Below are 16,393 nucleotides of genomic sequence, written 5' to 3'. Positions count from 1 at the left end.
CTCAGGCTGCGTGGTGTGACGTCGGCGCTTATCGGTAGCGAACGGCGAGTGCTTTGCGGTGTGTGGCGGGCGAACCGAACAGCGATCGGTTCAAGGAGGCCCGTTTCAGGTAGACGTGGATCCCGCTTTCCCAGGTGTAGCCGATGCCGCCGTGCAACTGCATCGCTTTGCCGGCAACCTGCACAGCGGTGTCGCATGCGTAGGCCTTAGCCATAGACGCAGCCATAGACGCAGCCATAGACGCAGCCCCCGACGCCGGCCCCGACGCGGCGTCCACGTCACACAGCCGGTCGACGGCGGCGTCCATCAGTCGGCGGGTCACCCGAATGTGCACCGCCATATCGGCGCACGCGTGCTTGACCGCCTGAAACGATCCGATGGGTCGGCCGAACTGATGCCGCACGGTCACGTAACCGACCGTCGCGGCCAGCATGGCCTCGGCCAGCCCGAGGCTGTCGCAGGCGATCATGACCGCGGCGCGGTCGGCCAGCCGCCGCGCGGCCGCCGCCGGATCACCTGCGAACTGCCACACGTGGTGTACGGGCGCGCCGTCAGCGCGCACGGCGGCCAGCCGCCGGGTCTCGTCGAGCACCGGTTGTGCGGTCACCGTCACCCCGTCGGAATCCGGGGCGACGGCGGCCACCACGGGTGTGCCGGCGCCGTCCACCGCGAGTACCAGCAGCAGTGGGGCGGACGCGGCGTCGGCGACGAACTCGGCGTGCCCGTCCAGCTGGGCACCCTTGAGGGTGAACGCGGTACCGCCTGCGCCCCCGGCCATCAGCGCAGCCACCGGGCAGGGCCGGCCCGTCGCGGCGGCGGTCAGCCAGTCGTCCCTGACCTCGTCCGCGGCCAGCTCCAGCAGCGTCCCGATACCCAGCGTGGTTCCGAGGTAGCCGGTGCCGGACGCGGCCCGGCCCAGTTCCTCGGCGATGACCGCGGTTTCGGCGAAGGACACCCCGGCGCCCCCGAGAGCGTCGGGGACCTCCAGCCCGGTCCAGCCGGCCTGCGCGACAGCACCGGCATCGGGGTCACCCTTGGCCAGCAGTTCCCTTGCCACGCTGCGCAGTTCACCGTGCAACTCGGCGTACTCGCGGGTCATCAGGACGCCGCCGGTTCGCGCGGCAGTCCGAGGCCGCGTTCGGCGATGATGGTGCGCTGGATCTCGCTGGCCCCGCCGGGGATGGTCCATTCCCAGGAGCCGATGAAGTCGAGCACCCAGGCCCCGGACTCCCATCCGCTGGAGATCGGCTTGGCCAGTACGGTATGACCGGCCAACCCGGCGATCTCGGCGCCGAAATCCGTCATCCGTTGCAGCAGTTCGCTATAGAACAGCTTCACCATCGAGGCGTCCGCCGGTGCCGGGTCGGGTGTCTCGACGAACTGCCGGCAGATCCCACGCAGTCCGGTGATCTCGATCTCGAACTGCGCCAACCGGTCTGCTACCAGGGAATCATCGAGCACGTCGGCGCGGGCACACTCTGCCACCAGCCAGCCGAACCCGGCGTTGCCCAGCCGCTCGGCCAATTCCAGCATGGTCATCCCGCGTTCGGCGCCCAGCGTCTGCTGCGCCACCTGCCAGCCCTGGTTCTCCGGCCCGATCAGGTTGGCGGCCGGGATGTGGACATCGTTGAGAAAGATCTCGCAGAAATGGGATTCACCGGTGGCCTGCCTGATCGGCCGCACATCGATGCCGGGGCTGGTCATGTCCATCAGGAAGTACGAAATGCCGTGGCGTTTGGGTGCGTCCGGATCGGTGCGGGCCAACAGCAGGCACCAGTCGGCGTGTAATCCGCCGCTGGCCCAGAGCTTCTGGCCGTTGACGATGTACTCGTCGCCGTCCCGGCGGGCCGTCGTCCGCAAGGCGGCCAGGTCGGACCCGGCCTCGGGTTCGGAGAAGCCCTGTACCCAGATCTCACCGTCCAAGATCGCCGGCAGGTGACGGCGGCGCTGCTCGTCGGTGCCCGCAGCCAGCAGGGTCGAGGCGGCGTGATGGATGCCGACGAACGCCAGCACCAGTCGGGGCGCGTCGTGGGCGGCCAGCTCGGAGTAGAGCGCCACCTGTTCGGCGACCGACATCCCGCCGCCCCATTCGCGCGGCCAATGCGGGACGGCGTAACCGGCCCTGTGCAATTCGGCGAACCACGCCTTCTGGAAACGTACGTACTCCGCATCGCTCACCCCGGTCTGGGCGGCGCGCCAGTCGGTGGGCACATGTTCCTCGCACCATTGCCGGACCTGGCGCCGGAAGTCCTGCAGGCTCATGCGCTGTAGAGCCCCGTCAATCCGTGCGCCTCCACCGCGTCGGCGAGCAGCTCGCGCGTCGCCGACAGGCCCCAGGGCAACCGGCGCAGCGGCTGGCTGTAGCGCGACAGCCAGGACAGCGTCGTCTCGTCGCAGAAACCGACGGCGCCGTGGAGTTGATGGGTAACCCGGAACACCACGTCGGCAGCCTCCAGCGCGGCCAGCCGCAGTGCGAGCGCATCGGCGAGCTCCCCGCTCCACAGTGCGTATCGGGCCAGCATCTCCAGGCCGCCGCGTTCCACCTCGGCGTCGGTGAGCTGGAACTGCACGCCCTGGAACGCGGACAGCGGTTGGCCGAATTGCTGTCTCAGTTGCACATGGGCGGTGGTGAGTTCCAGTGCCCGGTCCAGCATTCCGAGCAGCGTCCAGCACGGCAGCGTGACGGCGAGCGCGAGATCGGCCGTGCCGTCGCCGTCGAGCGCGCTGACCTGAAGGGAGGTGACGAAGCCGGCCCGGTCCTCGGAGGTACCCGTCACCCGGCCCTGCCGGCCGGTAGCGGTGACGGTCGCCCACGTCCCGGCGATCCCGGCGAGGGTGCCTGCCGGGGCGTGCTCGGTGACGACGAGCAGTCCGTCGGCGTCGGCGGGGCGGGCCAGTCGTTCGGCCACCGGGTAGGGCAGGCCCCAATAGCCGGCGCTGCGGCACAGCGCCGCCGAGGCCTCTGCGGAGTCGGGATCGGTGCGGGGCTCCAGCTCCCATGCGCCCAGCCCGTCGAGCACCGGGGCCACCACCGTGTCGCGGGTGCCGGGGTCGGCCTCGGCGCGTTGCAACAGCTCGTCGCCCCCGGCGGCTTCGAACGCCTTGCGCGCTTCGGCGCCGTACTCGTTGGCCTCGGGGCTCAGGTCGATGTTCACGAGGTCGCCAACAGTGTGCGGGCCAACAGGATTCGCTGCATCTCGATACTGCCCGAGGACACCGTGGAAGCCTGCGAGTACCGCCAGTGGTCCTCGACCTCGGCCCGGAAGCGTCGGGATTCGTGGTGGGGCAGGGTCGCAGTGATCTCCATCAACACCTCGGCACTGTCCTGGTCCAGTTTGGTCACCGCGATCCGATAGGCCGCGGAATCGGTGGGGCGCACCTGGCCGGTGCTCTGCAAGGCGACGATGCGATATGCCATCAGCCGGGCCCGGCGACAGTGGGTGAGCATCCGCGCCCACCGGCCGCGAAGTTCGGCGGGCAGGTCGGCCCAGCGATCGCCCAACGCGCCGGGTGCCAACTGCAGCAGCCGTTCACACCGGGCGTAGCGGGCGATGCCGACCCGTTCGAAGGCCAGCACGTTCTGCACGATGGTCCAGCCGTCGTCCACGGTGCCGAGAATGTCGGCGTCGGTCACCCGAAGGTCGTCGAAGAAGACCTCATTGAGATGGTGCGGACCCATCATGGTCCGGATGGGTCGCACGGTGATGCCGGGGGCGGACATCGGCACCAGAAAGATGCTCAGGCCGTTCTGTTTTTTCCGGACTGCGTCCTCGCCAAGCTTCGAGGTTCGGGCGAGCAGGAAACACCAGTGCGCCATGGTCGCGTAGGAGGTCCAGATCTTCTGACCGTTGATCCGCCAGCCGTCCCCGTCACGCACCGCGGTGGTGCGCAGTGATGCCAGATCCGACCCGGCCTCGGGCTCGGAGAAGCCCTGGCACCAGATCACCTCGCCGGCCGCGATCGGCGGCAGATGGCTGCGCTGCTGCTCCTCGGTGCCGAAGCGCATGATGATCGGCCCCACCCAGTTCACGCCCATGTACTGCGCTCCGCGCGGTTCGTGGTGCGCCCACATCTCCTCGCGCACCACGGTCTGCTCCCACGGCGACGAGGCGCGCCCCCCGAATTCGGTGGGCCAGGACATGCACAGCAGCCCACGGTCGGCGAGCTCGCGGCAGAAGTTCTGGGCGACCTCCAGGTCGGCCGGGTCGTCGGTGAACGCGCCCAGGTAGTCGTCGGGCACATGCGATTTCACCAGCGCGCGCAGCTCGGTGCGCAGGGCAGCGGCGTCGGGCCCCATGTCGAAGTCCACAGCGGCGATGCTACGACAATCCTTATAAGGATTGCTAGTATTTGTTTCGTGCCCACCCCGCAGCGCCGTATCGCCGAGACGGTGGCCGCCGATCTGCGCAACCGGATCCTGGCCGGTGCCGACCGGCTGCCCACCCAGGACCAGTTGGTCGCCGAGTTCGGCGTCAGCTATCCCTCGGTGCGGGAGGCGCTGCGGATCCTGGAGACCGAGGGCCTGGTCACGGTGCGCCGCGGCAGCGTCGGCGGGGCGCAGGTGCACCGGCCGGACGAATCCTCGGCGGCATATCACCTCGGCCTGGCGCTACAGGGCGCATCGGTGCCGATCGGGGACTTGGCCGCGGGGCTGCAAGTGCTGGAACCGCTGTGCGCCGCCGAGGTGGCCCGCCGCTCCGACCGCCTCAAGGTGGTGGTGCCGGTGCTGACCCGCAATGTCGACGCCAGCGCGGACGTGGTGGGCGACGGGGCCGCGTTCACCCGGTGCGCCCGCGAATTCCATGACCTGATGGTCGAATTCACGCCGAATGCCACGATCCGGCACGTGGTGGGCAGTCTGGTGGCGCTGTGGTCGGCGCAGGAGGAGAAGTGGGCCGATGCGCTGGTGCGCCGCGGCGAGTACCCGACGGCGGCCGAAGCCCGCAGCGCGGTGCGCACACACCGTCGGCTTGTCGATGAGATCGCGGCCGGGCGGGCCGAGGAAGCCGAGCGCATCGCGCGGCGGCACCTCGCCGCGACGCAGGAACTGTTACTGGAACGCTTCACCGACGACGTGGTGCACGCGGTTCGTGGCACAAAGTCGCACGCGGGACGGTGCTGCTGACTTAGCGTTGGCGCGCATGAGCGGAGCTTGCGAGGTGATCGCATGGGTGTAGTGGTGGTGACGGGCGCAGCGTCGGGAATCGGGCGGGCCAGCGCGGAGGCGCTGATCGCCGACGGGCGCCAAGTGGTGTTATGGGATGTGGCTCCCGAGGTGGTCGAGGTGGCCGGCGCGCTCGGTGCCCGCGGCGAGGCCGTCGATGTCACCGATATGGCTGCCGTCACCGAAGCACTGGTGAACGCCGGTGACATCAACGGACTGGTGCATGCGGCCGGCCGGGTCCTCGCCGAGCCGGTCGGCGCCTACACCGCGCAATCCTGGGACGCGGTGCTGGATGTGAATCTGCGCGCGCAGGCGCTGCTGGTGCAGGCCATGCTGCCGGGACTCGAGGCGGCGGCCCAGGCCGGTGAATCGCCTGCGGTGGTGGGTATTTCGAGTATCGAAGGACTCAGTGCCAACCCGTTCATTCCGGCTTACTGCGCATCCAAGGCCGGACTGCTGGGGCTCACCCGGTCGATGGCGGCGCAGTTCGGACCGCTGGGGATCCGGGTGAATGCGGTGTGTCCCGGCTTCATTCGGACGCCGATGTTGCAGATCGCTCTGGATATCGACGAGATCAGAGCCGGTTTCGAGCGGGCCGCGCCGCTGGGCCGGCTGGGTCAACCCGAGGAGGTCGGCGCCGCGGTGGCGTTCCTGATGTCACCCAAGGCGTCGTTCATCACCGGCACGTACCTGGTGGTGGACGGGGGAGTGACCAGCCGTCACGCCTGAGACCGGTCCAGGATCTGCTGGGCGGCTGTGGACGGAAAGTACAGTTGCCGAACACCCGTGACGGCTGGCTGTCACTGTCAGGGACAGGCGCGGAGTACGTCCATCGCGCACGATGGAAGACATGACGGGTACCCGTGGTTCAGATGATCGGCAGCTGGCGGCCTTTCTGCGCAGTCGGCGCGCGGCGGCCGATACGGCGCTGCTGCCCGGGCTGGCCGGGCCGGGGCCTCGACGGGTGCCCGGGCTGCGCCGCGAAGAATTGGCCGAAGCCGCCGGGGTGTCGGTGACTTACTACACCCGCCTGGAGCAGGGCCTGGCCACCAATCCTTCGACCCAGGTGCTGGACGCACTGGCCCGGGCGCTGGGGCTCGATGAGGTCGAGCGCGCGCACTTGCAACGGCTGGCCTCGGCCGCCGACACCCGGGCGCGGTCCGGGCGAGCGCAGTTGCGCCCCGACTTCGTCACGCTGTTGGATGCGATGCCCGATATCGCGGCCGTGGCGTTGTCGCCTTTGCAGGACATCATCGCCTGGAATCGCTTGGGCCACGCCCTACTTGCGCCGCACCTCGAACCCTCAGCGCCGTATGGCGCCGAGCCGCCCAACAAGGTCGCGATGATGTTCACCGATCCGCACGCGCGCAGCCTGCATCGCGAGTGGGAGGCCGAGGCCACCTTGGCGGTGGCGTCGCTGCGCTATGTCAGCGCCGTCTATGTAGCCGATGTCGACCTCGCGCGGCTGGTCGGCAACCTGAGCGTGGCCAGCGAGGATTTCGCCCAGTTGTGGGCCGCCCAACCTGTGGCGCTGTGTACCCACGGAGTCAAGCTTTACCACCATCCGGTGGTCGGTCGGCTCGATCTGCAGTTCCAGATCCTTCATCTGCCCGAAGACGACGGCCACCGGCTGCTGCTGCATCACGCCGAACCTGGATCCAGTGACGAGGCCGCGCTGCGCCTGCTGGCCAGCAGCACCATCACCGAGTAACGCCGCGCAGCGAATATCGCAGCGCAGCAACAGGAAACACTCATTCCGAGGAGATCGTCATGGATAGTTCCACCCTGCCCAAAACCAGCGTCGGTACCCCGGCGGGACGGCTGAATCCCGGCCTGCTGGCGCTGGCGCTCGGTGGGTTCGGGATCGGGTTGACCGAGTTCGTCATCGCCGGGCTGCTCATCGACGTGGCCGGCGCTCTTCATGTCACGGTCCCCACCGCGGGCGCGCTGATCTGGGGCTATGCCCTGGCGGTGGTGGTGGGCGCGTTCACGGTGACCGCCGTGTTGTCTCGCCGGCCACCGAAGGCAGCGCTGTTGGTGCTGCTGACATTGTTCGTGGCCGGCAACGCATTGACCGCGCTGGCACCGGGTTTCGGCGTTGCGATGCTGGGCCGGATCATCACCGCGCTGTGCCACGGCGGATTCTTCGGCATCGGCGCCGTGGTCGCCGGGGACCTGGTCTCACCCGAACGTCGGGCGTCGGCCATCGCGGTCATGTTCGGCGGGCTGACGCTGTCCAATGTGCTCGGCGTACCGTTCGGCACGTTCGTCGGCCAGCACCTCGGTTGGCGCTGCGCGTTCTGGATCATCAGCGCGTTGGGTGTGCTGGCCATCGCCGGCGTGGCCGCGTGGGTGCCCCGCCTGCCGGCGCCACCACCGGCACCCGGCAACCAATTCGCCGTGCTGTACCGCCGCCAGGTCGTGGTCTCGATGCTGCTGACCATGATGGTGTTCGGCGGCGTGTTCGGCGCCTTCATCTATGTCCAACCTCTCGTGACCCGCGTGACCGGCTACCCCGACGGTGCGGTGCCGTGGCTACTGGTCCTTTTCGGAATCGGCCTGTTCGTCGGCAATTTCGTCGGTGGCTGGGCCGCCGACCGGAATCTCACCTGGACGTTGCGCGTCCTGTCGGTGGTGCTGCCGATCGTGCTCATCGGGTATGGGCTGCTGGCGGCATGGCGGGTACCGGTCGCGCTGCTGCTGGTGCTCATGGGCTTTGTCGGGTTCGCCGCGACGCCGGCTCTGCAGCTGCGCGTCATGCGGTTTGCCCACGATGCACCGACGATGGCCTCGGCGGCCAACATCGCGGCGTTCAACCTGGGAAACGCGATCGCCTCGGCGATCGGGGCCGCGACCATCGCGCTGGGTCTGGGCTGGCGGTCACCGGTGTGGGTGGGCGCGGCGATGGCGCTGATCGGCACGGTTCTGGTGTTCACCAACAGCCATGGGGAACCGCAGTGAATGAGGCAACAGCTCTGCATCCTCAGGCTCGCGCCCATCTGGCTGCGGCAGCCACGGCGCCGGGTATCGCTGCGCTGTCGGTGACCGACGCGCGCTCGGCCGCCCTGGCCTACCTGGACTTGCAGCGACCGGCGCCGGCGATGGCTCAGGTGGAGCACCGATTCATACCCGGACCGACCGCAGATCTCCCCGTCCGGATCTACCGGCCGGCGCCGGCCCGTGAACCGCAGCCGGTGATCGTCGTTCTGCACGGTAGTGGATGGGTGATCGGCAACCTTGATCTGGTGGATGAGCCCGCTCGGGTTCTGGCCCGCGACACCGGCTACGTCGTGCTCGCTGTCAACTATCAGAAGGCACCCGAGCATCCCTTCCCGGTTCCGCTGCAGGACTGCGTGGCCACCGTGCGTTGGGTGCACACCAACGCCGACAAGCTGGGTGTGGACCCGAACCTGCTGGCCGTGGTCGGTGACAGTGCGGGCGGCAACCTGGCGGCCGCCACCACCGCAGAGTTGGCCGGCACCGACGTCGCGGTGGCTGCGCAGGCTCTGCTCTATCCGGCGCTGGATCGGCGGATGACGGCCCCGTCCTATGCCGGCTTCGCCCGTGGCTTCGGTCTCGACGCCGCCGACATGGCGTGGTTCTGGAACCACTATGTCGGCGACCGCGCAGGTGCCGACCCTCGCGTGTCACCGCTGCGCGCCAACAGTTTTGCCCATCTGCCACCGACATTCGTGGCCACCGCCAGCCATGATGTGCTGCGCGACGAGGCCGAGACGTATGCCGGGCTGCTCGGCGATGCCGGGGTGGATGTCCTCGCCAAGCGTTATCCGGGGATGATCCACGGATTCTGGTGGATGGACGGGGTTCTCGATGACGCGCGCACGCTGCAGCGAGATCTCGCCGCCTTCCTGGTCGGGCGCATGTCAGCTACCCGTCCTCACCCGCAGAACGCGGCGACACCGGCCTCGGCGCACGCGACGTCGTCCGCCACGCTCGCGCCGCTCACCCCGATCGCGCCCAGGATCGTCTGACCGTCGGTGACGGGAATGCCGCCACCGAAGATCACGAACCGGCCGTTCCCGTTGGCCTGCAAGCCGAAGAGCTCGCCGCCGGGCGCTGCCAGCACCGCCAGTTCGCTGGTTGCGGTGCTGTTCGCCACGGCGGTATACGCCTTGTCGACCGCCAGCGTGGGGCCGGCGATCTCCGCGCCGTCCATCCGTCCGAACGCCACCAGATTGCCGCCCGCATCGACGATCGCGACGGAGACGCGGACCGCACGGCGGCGCGCCTCGTCATGGGCGGCGGTGACCATCTCCCACGCCCGGGCAACAGGAATCGGCACAGTGGTTCTCCCTCGTGGGTGCAAATGGTGGCACCCATTGTGTGCCCCGACTGCCGAGGCGCAAAGCGCGCAGACGGGTACGGCCTATCGAAGGACCGGATCCCCGCCCGCGCAGAACCGGTCGACATCGCCGAGGGTGGGGCTGGATTCCCAGTCGCCGGGGGTCATACACAGCAGTGCGCCGCAGGCGTTGGCCCGCCGTAGCCGCTGCGGCACGGTCAGCCCCTGCAACGATCCGCTGAGATAGCCCGCGACGAAAGCATCACCGGCGCCGACGGTGTCGACCACCTCGACGGGAAACCCGGCACTGGGAAACTGCGCGCCCGGCAGGTAGGCCACGGCGCCGTCGGCGCCCAGCTTCAGCACCACCTCGCCGCGGCCGGAGTGCACTAGTCGTTGTGCGGCGTCCTCCGCGGGGGAGTCGGGGTGCAGCAACTGCAGCTCTTCGGGACCGCCGAAGACGATATCGGCCTGCTCGGCGAACTTGCGCAGCAGTGGCCCGGCGAGATCGGCGGGCGCGAGGCTGGCGCGGTAGTTCACGTCGAAGCTGACCTGTACCCCCGCGGCACGTGCCCGGTCGATGGCCGCCTGCATACATTCGCGTGCACTGTCCGACAGCAGGGCCGTGATACCGGATACGTGCAGCACCGAGGCCTGCTCCACCCAGCCGGGTGGCACATCCTCGGGCCGCAGCCGCGACCCGGCCGAGCCGCCGCGGTAGTAGAGCACGGCGGTGGAACTGGTCGTGGGTCGTTCCTTGAGCATCAGGCCGGTCGGGGCGTCGGTGTCGATGACACCGTGCACCTGCACCCCCTCGGCCCGGATCTCCCTGGTGACCCGCTCACCCAGTGGGTCGTCGCCCACCCTACCGAGCCACTGTGCCTCGATTCCCAAGCGTTGCAGGCCGATTGCCACATTGCTCTCGGCGCCGCCGATGCCCAGGACCAACTCGGACACGTGCCGCAGCGAACCGATATCGCGCGTGCGCATGAGGGCCATCGTCTCGCCGAGGGTGGCGACCCGGGGCGTCACGCGGTGTCCGGTCCGCACGCGGCCACAAACGCTTGCGCGCGTTCGCGAAGCGCACCGAGATCACCACCGCGGACGGCGTCGCCCAGGAGCGGACCACCCACACTGACCGCCGCGGCGCCGGCCGCCAGCCAGGCCACGGCGCCGCGCAGGTCGACACCGCCCGAAGGCACGACGGCGATCTCGGGGAACGGGCCGCGCAGATCCTTCACATAGCCGGCGCCGACCTGATTGGCCGGGAAGATCTTCACCGCCGCCGCCCCCGCCTGCCAGGCGGCGAACAGCTCGGTGGGGGTCAGGCCGCCGGGCACCATGGGCACGCCGGCGCGGTGGGCGGTCTGCACCAGGTGCGTGTCGGTGATCGGCGTGACCAGGTAGTGCGCGCCGGCGTCGATGGCAGCTGCCAACTGCTCGGCGTCGGTCACGGTGCCCACGCCGATGTCCGCGGCATCGCCGAAGCGATCCAAGAGGTGCGGCAACCGCTCGAGGGTGCCCGGTGTGGTCAGCGTCAACTCGACACTGCCGATTCCGGCGTCTATGAGCACGTCGAGGATGCGGTCGTAGTCGGTGGCGTCGGCCGCCCGTACCACGACGATGAGCTTGGTGGTGGCCGTGCGGGCCGGGATCGTCACACGGGTCAGCGTGTCACCAGTCATGAACGGTCCCGTCCTGCAGCCGGTTCACCGGGAGGTACGCGGCGGTATAGGTGAACGCGGCCGCGGCACCCTCATCGAGTTCCACGCCGAGCCCGGGGGCGTCGCCGGGATGCAGGAAGCCCCGGTCGAAGGTGAACGACGTCTGGAACACCTCGAGCGTGGTGTCGTTGTGCGGCATGTATTCCTGGATGCCGAAGTTGTGAATCGCCAGGTCGAGGTGCAGGGCCGCGGCCATTCCCACCGGGGAGATGTCAGTGGGTCCATGCATACCCGATCTGATCCCGTAGATGGCGGCGAAGTCCAGAAGTTTCTTCATGGCGGTGACACCGCCGGTGTGGGTCACCGCGGAGCGGACGTAGTCGATGAGCCGCTCGGTGATCAGGGTCTGGTAGTCATACACCGAGTTGAACACCTCGCCGATGGCCAGCGGAGTGGTCGAATGCTGGCGCACCAGGCGCAGCGCGGCCTGATCCTCGCCCGGTGTGCAGTCCTCCAGCCAAAAAAGATCATAGGGCTCAACGTCTTTGGCGAATCGGGCCGCTTCGATGGGAGTCATCCGGTGATGCCCGTCATGGAGAATGCGCACCTGGCTGCCGAAATCCTCGCGGATCTTCGCGAAGACGCCCGGCATATGCGTCAGGTAGGCCCGGGTGTCCCAGGTCTCTTCGATCGGGGCGGTCGCCGCACCCCCGTCGGGTCCGCGGTGCGCGGGCTCGTAGTCGTAGCGTGTGCCGGGCTTGTTGGTGGCCACCCCGTAGATCTGGCCCAGACCCGGGATTCCGGTCTGCACCCGAACGGCGGTGTAGCCCGCTTCGAGGTAACCGGTGATGGCGTCTTTGAGGGCGGGGTAGTCGGGTCCGGACGCGTGTCCGTAGACGCGGATGCTGTCCCGGCTTGCGCCGCCGAGCAATTGGTACAGCGGCACGCCGGCCTTCTTTGCCTTGATATCCCACAGCGCCATGTCGACGGCGGCGATCGCGGCCATGGTGACCGGCCCGCGGCGCCAGTACGCACCGCGGTAGAGGTACTGCCAGGTGTCCTCGATGCGGTCCTCGTCCCGGCCGATCAGCGTGGGCGCGAGGTGTTCGGACAGGTAAGCCGCGACGGCCAGCTCGCGTCCGTTCAGGGTGGCGTCACCCCACCCGACGACTCCGTCGCTCGTGACGATCTTGAGGGTGACGAAGTTGCGCCCCGGACTGCAGACGTTGACGTCGATCTTGTCGATACTCATTGTTATCTTTCGTTGCGCTGGTTCATGTTCGGAGCGGTCACATCGCCGGGCGTGGGTCGGTGAGATCGCGACCGGTCCAGTCCTTGGCCCAGACGGCCACGATCAGTGCCGACAGTGAGTACAGCACCAGCATCACCATGATCGGCACCGCGCTTCCGGTGGCCGCGGCGACCCACGCGGCGGCCACGACCGGACCGATACCGGTGGCGATCACCGCGGCGATCTCACGGATGATCGCGGTCATCGTGTACCGGTTGCGGGCACCGAAGATCTCCGGGATCGAGACGTTCTCCAGTGAGGCCGGGCTGAGTACCGCGACGTTGTGCAGCACGACGTAGCCGACGAACACCCAGACCAGGTCCCTCGAATCGATGGCCAGCATGGCCGGAACGATGACCACCAGTGCCGCCGACATGACGATGATGTACATCCGGCGCCGGCCCAGTCGGTCACCGAGCCAGCCGATCGCCGGGATGGTGATGAAACCGACGAGCGAGGACACGATCACGACATTGGCGCTGACACCCTTCTGCAGGGTGAGGGTCAGCGTCATGAACGAGATCAGGTAGGTCTGGATGAGGCCGGAGTTGCCGGCCTGGCCGAACCGCAGGAAGAACGACACCACAAGGGCCTTGACCGGCTTGCGCTGCATCGCTTCCAAGATGCGGGTGTCGGCCCGGTCGGTGGCCCGCTCGAGGATCTGCTCGCGGGACAGTGCCCGCCCGTCGACGACATCCTCGCGTTCTTCGAAGACCGGGCTTTCCTTGAGGTTCAATCGAATCCACACCGCGAAGACCATCACCACGGCGCTGGCGATGAACGGGATGCGCCAGCCCCAGGCGATCACATCGCTTTCGACGAGCGTACCCAGCAGGATGGCCCAGATCGCCGATGCGAACAGCGTGCCGCAGTTGGTGCCCAGTCCCACCAGCGAGGCCACGAATCCGCGCCGGTGCGGGGGTGCGTACTCGGCGAGCATGACTCCGGCGCCGCTGATCTCGGCGCCGGCGCCGAAGCCCTGCAGCAGTCGCAACGTCACCAGCAGGATGGGCGCCAGCATGCCCACCTGGTGGTAGGTGGGCAGGACGCCGATCAGTGTCGTCGCCGCGCCCATCAGCGCGATGGTGTAGAACAGCACCTTTCGCCGACCGATCCGGTCGCCGAGCCTGCCGAAGAACACCGCACCCAACGGGCGGGCGATGTAGCCCACCCCATAGGTGGCCATCGACAGCACCACCGCCATCCCCGCGCTTTCGCCGGAGAAGAACAGCTGGCTGAAGACCAGCGCAGCGGCCAGTGAATACAGCTGGAAATCCATGAATTCCAGTGCGGTGCCGAGCCATCCGGATACGGCGGCGCGGATCAGGTCGGCCATGCTGCGCTGGGTGGCCGGTGCGCGGGCGGGGGCCTGCGGGTCGTGAGCAGTGGTCATCGCTGTTCCTCGTCGTGAGTGTCGGATTGGAGTGCAAGCAGAACCTTGGCCGACGCCGAGGCATCCCGCGCCAAGGTGAAGGCATCGACGGCGTCGGTCGCCGGGACAACATGGGAGATGACGGCATCGAAGTGGTCGGAGGTGGCAAGCAGGCTGATCGCGTCGTCGATCTCGCCCGCGAACCGGAAGGCGCCCAGCAGGCGCAGTTCCTTGCTCAGCATCGGTGCCAGGTTCACCGAGATCTCGCTGTTGGGAAGCGTTCCGACCTGTACCACCGTCCCGGCGCGACGCGCGGCGCGTGCCGCCTGTGTCAGCGAGACGCCGACGCCGGAGCATTCGAAGATGACGTCATATGACTCGTCGGCGATGCTGTCGTGTCCCACCAGGACGGACTCGGTGGCTCCCAAAGCCACCGCTCGGGCCAACGGCTCCGGGCGCAGATCGCTCACCCCGATCTCGGTGGCGCCGCGATGCCGGGCGGCCGCGACGACGAGGAGACCGATCGGACCCGCGCCGATCACCAGCACACGCCGGCCGGTGAGCTCACCGGCCAATCCGACCGCGTGCAATGCCACCGCGAGCGGCTCGGCCAGTGCCGCTCGGCGTAGCGGCAACCCGGCCGGCAGTGCCCGGACCATCCGGTCCTCGACGATCAGCAGTTCGGCTGCGCCGCCCTGTCGGTGCGGGAAGGTGGCCGCACTACCCAGGTAGTCCCCGCCGGGACGAAGGTGGGGGCGATCGGTCAGACCTGGTACCGGCTGCCCGTACCTCGCGGGATGCACCGTCACCGCGGTGCCCGCCGGGTAGCGCCCGGACGGGTCGAGATCCACGACGCCCGACAGTTCGTGCCCGGGAGTGAAGGGCTCCCGCACCACGTTCTCGCCATTGGCCCCGTGGAAGTAGTAGTGCAGGTCGGAGCCACAGATACCCACGTAGCTGACCCGCAGCCGGATCTCCCCGTCGGCCGGGACCGGCTCGCCGCGGTCCTCCCAGCGGATGTCCTCTTTGCCGTGGATCGCGAGTGCTTTCATGAGACTTTCCTGTCTTGGTCGGCCGACTCGGTGGCTTCGCGTGCGGCCGCGCGCACCCCGCTTGTCGTGATCGCCAGCACGAGGTCGGCCACCCGGTCGGTGAATGCGGTGTGCGCGGTGAGGGCGTCGGGGAGAAACCCGTTGTTCAGCACCGCCATTGCGTGATCTCGCGGACTGATCGCGCCTCTGGTCACCTCCGCGAGCCGGGGGCGCGCGGGTTCGCGGACCTCGGCGGCGTAGGGGCCGGGAGCAAAACCTGGGGGCGGAGCGACCGTGCAGATCCACCCGGCTACCGTCAGGGCCAGCAGGTGCGGCACCCGGCCGGCGCGCAGCGCCATGAGGGCCGGCTCGGGGATGCGCTGCAGGAGTTTCACCGAACCGTCGGTGCCCACTTGGGACGTACGGTGGCCCAACGCCGCGTTGGCCCACCGGTGGGCGAGCGATGTCAGGTAGGCGTCCGTATCGAATCCCTTCGGCAGCGCGATGGTGGGCAGATAGTCCGCGGCGATGCCGGCGCGCACCGCGTCCCTGACGAAGTCCTGCGCCCAGGCGTCGGCGATGCCGGCCTGCCCGTCCAAGATGCCCAGATACGCGATCAGCGAATGCGATCCGTTGAGCAGCCTCAACTTGACCAGTTCGTAGGCGTGCACCTCGTCGCTCATGATCGCGCCCGCCTGCTCCCAGGCCGGCCGCCCGGCGGCGAAGTCGTCCTCCAACACCCACATGGTGAAGCTCTCGGCGGGCACGGGACAGCGGTCGTCCACACCGATCAACTCGGCGACCTCGGCGCTGGTCTGGCCGGTGGTCGCCGGCACGATCCGGTCCACCATCGAATTCGGGAAGCTGACCCGGTCCGCGACGAAGTTCAGGACATCCGCGGAAGCCCCACTGGCATGGAGGAACTCGGTCACCACCGCCCGTGTGGCGTGCCCGTTCGCCTGCAGGTTGTCGCACGACAGAACGGTGATCGGAGCCCCCTGCGCGGCGCGGACGGCCAGACCGCGCGCGATGAGTCCGACCGTGCTGCGGGGATGCCCGGGGTCGGCGAGGTCTGCGCGGACATCGGCGAGGTCGAGGTCGAGCGTGCCGGTGCGGGCTGACCGGCAGTAGCCGACCTCGCTGACGGTCAAGGTGAGAATCCGGTGCGCCGGGTCGGCCAGCGCCGCCACCAACGCGTCACGCTGCTCGGCGACCACGCCCAGATTGCGATGGACATCGACGACGCCGACCCGCCGCCCGTGATCGGAGTACTCCACGATCGCGTACCGCCCGTCCTGGGCGCGCATCGCCGACACCACGTCGGGGGAGCGATTGGCGAAGCCGTAGATACCCCAGTCGCCGGGCTGGGCGGCAAGCGCGCCGGCCGTGTACACCGCGGCGTGGGCCCGGTGGAAGTTGCCCAATCCCAGGTGCACGATGCCCGTCAGATCCCCTGCCGCTGCACCGATCAGGGTGCCGGGCGGGGTGGTGTCGCGGGACAGTCGTCGCATCGTTGCGCTCCCAGAGATGGTCGAAGTGTGCTGTGCGTTCCGTATTATGAACCGCAC

At 68.7% G+C, this 16,393-nt stretch carries 16 protein-coding genes; 5 read left to right on the top strand and 11 right to left on the bottom strand.

The genetic code is table 11. The features are described 5' to 3' along the window. Window positions 1–28: 28 nt before the first annotated feature. The 4 genes from H7J86_RS23870 to H7J86_RS23855 are packed head-to-tail and all read right to left on the bottom strand — an operon-like array spanning window position 29 to window position 4,309. Window positions 29–1,099, bottom strand: coding sequence for an acyl-CoA dehydrogenase family protein (locus H7J86_RS23870; RefSeq protein WP_267293830.1), 1,071 nt, complete (start codon window positions 1,097–1,099; stop codon window positions 29–31). After that, entirely contained in the window at window positions 1,099–2,262 is a 1,164-nt protein-coding gene (locus H7J86_RS23865) for an acyl-CoA dehydrogenase family protein (RefSeq protein ID WP_267293828.1), read from the bottom strand. The genes H7J86_RS23870 and H7J86_RS23865 overlap by 1 nt, the downstream gene beginning before the upstream one ends. Then, window positions 2,259–3,155: an acyl-CoA dehydrogenase family protein gene (locus H7J86_RS23860; protein WP_267293826.1), complete on the bottom strand. Its 897-nt coding sequence runs from the start codon at window positions 3,153–3,155 to the stop codon at window positions 2,259–2,261. The genes H7J86_RS23865 and H7J86_RS23860 overlap by 4 nt, the downstream gene beginning before the upstream one ends. After that, window positions 3,152–4,309 (bottom strand): acyl-CoA dehydrogenase family protein, encoded by a 1,158-nt coding sequence (locus tag H7J86_RS23855; RefSeq protein WP_267293824.1) that lies wholly within the window; start codon window positions 4,307–4,309, stop codon window positions 3,152–3,154. The genes H7J86_RS23860 and H7J86_RS23855 overlap by 4 nt, the downstream gene beginning before the upstream one ends. Before the next feature lie 48 nt (window positions 4,310–4,357). Between H7J86_RS23855 and H7J86_RS23850 the strand changes: the two genes are divergently transcribed. From H7J86_RS23850 to H7J86_RS23830, 5 genes are all read left to right on the top strand, one after another. Continuing rightward, window positions 4,358–5,125: a FadR/GntR family transcriptional regulator gene (locus H7J86_RS23850; protein WP_267293822.1), complete on the top strand. Its 768-nt coding sequence runs from the start codon at window positions 4,358–4,360 to the stop codon at window positions 5,123–5,125. A 42-nt stretch (window positions 5,126–5,167) separates the two neighbouring features. Further along, window positions 5,168–5,893: an SDR family NAD(P)-dependent oxidoreductase gene (locus tag H7J86_RS23845; protein WP_267293820.1), complete on the top strand. Its 726-nt coding sequence runs from the start codon at window positions 5,168–5,170 to the stop codon at window positions 5,891–5,893. 121 nt (window positions 5,894–6,014) lie between these two features. Further along, the gene (locus H7J86_RS23840; RefSeq protein ID WP_267293818.1) at window positions 6,015–6,875 is read left to right on the top strand and encodes a helix-turn-helix transcriptional regulator; all 861 of its coding nucleotides are present in this window, start codon (window positions 6,015–6,017) and stop codon (window positions 6,873–6,875) included. Between the two features lie 59 nt (window positions 6,876–6,934). Then, complete coding sequence (locus H7J86_RS23835; RefSeq protein WP_267293815.1) at window positions 6,935–8,125, top strand: MFS transporter; 1,191 nt, start codon at window positions 6,935–6,937, stop codon at window positions 8,123–8,125. Further along, window positions 8,122–9,156, top strand: coding sequence for an alpha/beta hydrolase (locus H7J86_RS23830; RefSeq protein ID WP_267293813.1), 1,035 nt, complete (start codon window positions 8,122–8,124; stop codon window positions 9,154–9,156). Before H7J86_RS23835 ends, H7J86_RS23830 begins: the two co-directional genes overlap by 4 nt. Here H7J86_RS23830 and H7J86_RS23825 read toward each other — a convergent pair. The 7 genes from H7J86_RS23825 to H7J86_RS23795 all read right to left on the bottom strand — a co-directional run bounded on the left by H7J86_RS23825 (window position 9,063) and on the right by H7J86_RS23795 (window position 16,336). Then, on the bottom strand, window positions 9,063–9,467 hold the full coding sequence (locus H7J86_RS23825) for a GlcG/HbpS family heme-binding protein (RefSeq protein WP_267293811.1): 405 nt from the start codon (window positions 9,465–9,467) through the stop codon (window positions 9,063–9,065). The genes H7J86_RS23830 and H7J86_RS23825 overlap by 94 nt on opposite strands. A gap of 84 nt (window positions 9,468–9,551) precedes the next feature. Next, the gene (locus H7J86_RS23820) at window positions 9,552–10,499 is read right to left on the bottom strand and encodes a sugar kinase (RefSeq protein ID WP_220388593.1); all 948 of its coding nucleotides are present in this window, start codon (window positions 10,497–10,499) and stop codon (window positions 9,552–9,554) included. After that, entirely contained in the window at window positions 10,496–11,152 is a 657-nt protein-coding gene (locus H7J86_RS23815; protein WP_090352936.1) for a bifunctional 4-hydroxy-2-oxoglutarate aldolase/2-dehydro-3-deoxy-phosphogluconate aldolase, read from the bottom strand. Before H7J86_RS23815 ends, H7J86_RS23820 begins: the two co-directional genes overlap by 4 nt. Then, window positions 11,142–12,383, bottom strand: coding sequence for a D-mannonate dehydratase ManD (gene manD / locus H7J86_RS23810; protein ID WP_090352938.1), 1,242 nt, complete (start codon window positions 12,381–12,383; stop codon window positions 11,142–11,144). Before manD ends, H7J86_RS23815 begins: the two co-directional genes overlap by 11 nt. A 37-nt stretch (window positions 12,384–12,420) precedes the next feature. Further along, a complete protein-coding gene (locus H7J86_RS23805; protein ID WP_267293809.1) occupies window positions 12,421–13,815 on the bottom strand; it encodes an MFS transporter in 1,395 nt (464 codons plus the stop codon). After that, the gene (locus tag H7J86_RS23800) at window positions 13,812–14,846 is read right to left on the bottom strand and encodes an L-idonate 5-dehydrogenase (RefSeq protein WP_187096464.1); all 1,035 of its coding nucleotides are present in this window, start codon (window positions 14,844–14,846) and stop codon (window positions 13,812–13,814) included. Before H7J86_RS23800 ends, H7J86_RS23805 begins: the two co-directional genes overlap by 4 nt. Continuing rightward, window positions 14,843–16,336, bottom strand: coding sequence for a mannitol dehydrogenase family protein (locus H7J86_RS23795; RefSeq protein WP_090352945.1), 1,494 nt, complete (start codon window positions 16,334–16,336; stop codon window positions 14,843–14,845). The genes H7J86_RS23800 and H7J86_RS23795 overlap by 4 nt, the downstream gene beginning before the upstream one ends. Window positions 16,337–16,393: the final 57 nt, after the last annotated feature.

The organism is Mycobacterium hackensackense, from assembly GCF_025822555.1.
In the GTDB taxonomy this organism is placed as follows: domain Bacteria; phylum Actinomycetota; class Actinomycetes; order Mycobacteriales; family Mycobacteriaceae; genus Mycobacterium; species Mycobacterium fluoranthenivorans.
The sequence above is the reverse complement of the archived record's forward strand: the minus strand, read 5'-3'. Positions and strand labels throughout refer to the sequence as shown.

Bases quoted from the DNA above. Each gene is read 5' to 3' on its own strand.
- H7J86_RS23800 (WP_187096464.1), bottom strand. From the start codon at position 14,846: ATGAAAGCACTCGCGATCCACGGCAAAGAGGACATCCGCTGGGAGGAC.
- H7J86_RS23840 (WP_267293818.1), top strand. From the start codon at position 6,015: ATGACGGGTACCCGTGGTTCAGATGATCGGCAGCTGGCGGCCTTTCTG.
- H7J86_RS23815 (WP_090352936.1), bottom strand. From the start codon at position 11,152: ATGACTGGTGACACGCTGACCCGTGTGACGATCCCGGCCCGCACGGCC.
- H7J86_RS23805 (WP_267293809.1), bottom strand. From the start codon at position 13,815: ATGACCACTGCTCACGACCCGCAGGCCCCCGCCCGCGCACCGGCCACC.
- H7J86_RS23795 (WP_090352945.1), bottom strand. From the start codon at position 16,336: ATGCGACGACTGTCCCGCGACACCACCCCGCCCGGCACCCTGATCGGT.
- H7J86_RS23865 (WP_267293828.1), bottom strand. From the start codon at position 2,262: ATGAGCCTGCAGGACTTCCGGCGCCAGGTCCGGCAATGGTGCGAGGAA.
- manD (WP_090352938.1), bottom strand. From the start codon at position 12,383: ATGAGTATCGACAAGATCGACGTCAACGTCTGCAGTCCGGGGCGCAAC.
- H7J86_RS23845 (WP_267293820.1), top strand. From the start codon at position 5,168: ATGGGTGTAGTGGTGGTGACGGGCGCAGCGTCGGGAATCGGGCGGGCC.
- H7J86_RS23835 (WP_267293815.1), top strand. From the start codon at position 6,935: ATGGATAGTTCCACCCTGCCCAAAACCAGCGTCGGTACCCCGGCGGGA.
- H7J86_RS23870 (WP_267293830.1), bottom strand. From the start codon at position 1,099: ATGACCCGCGAGTACGCCGAGTTGCACGGTGAACTGCGCAGCGTGGCA.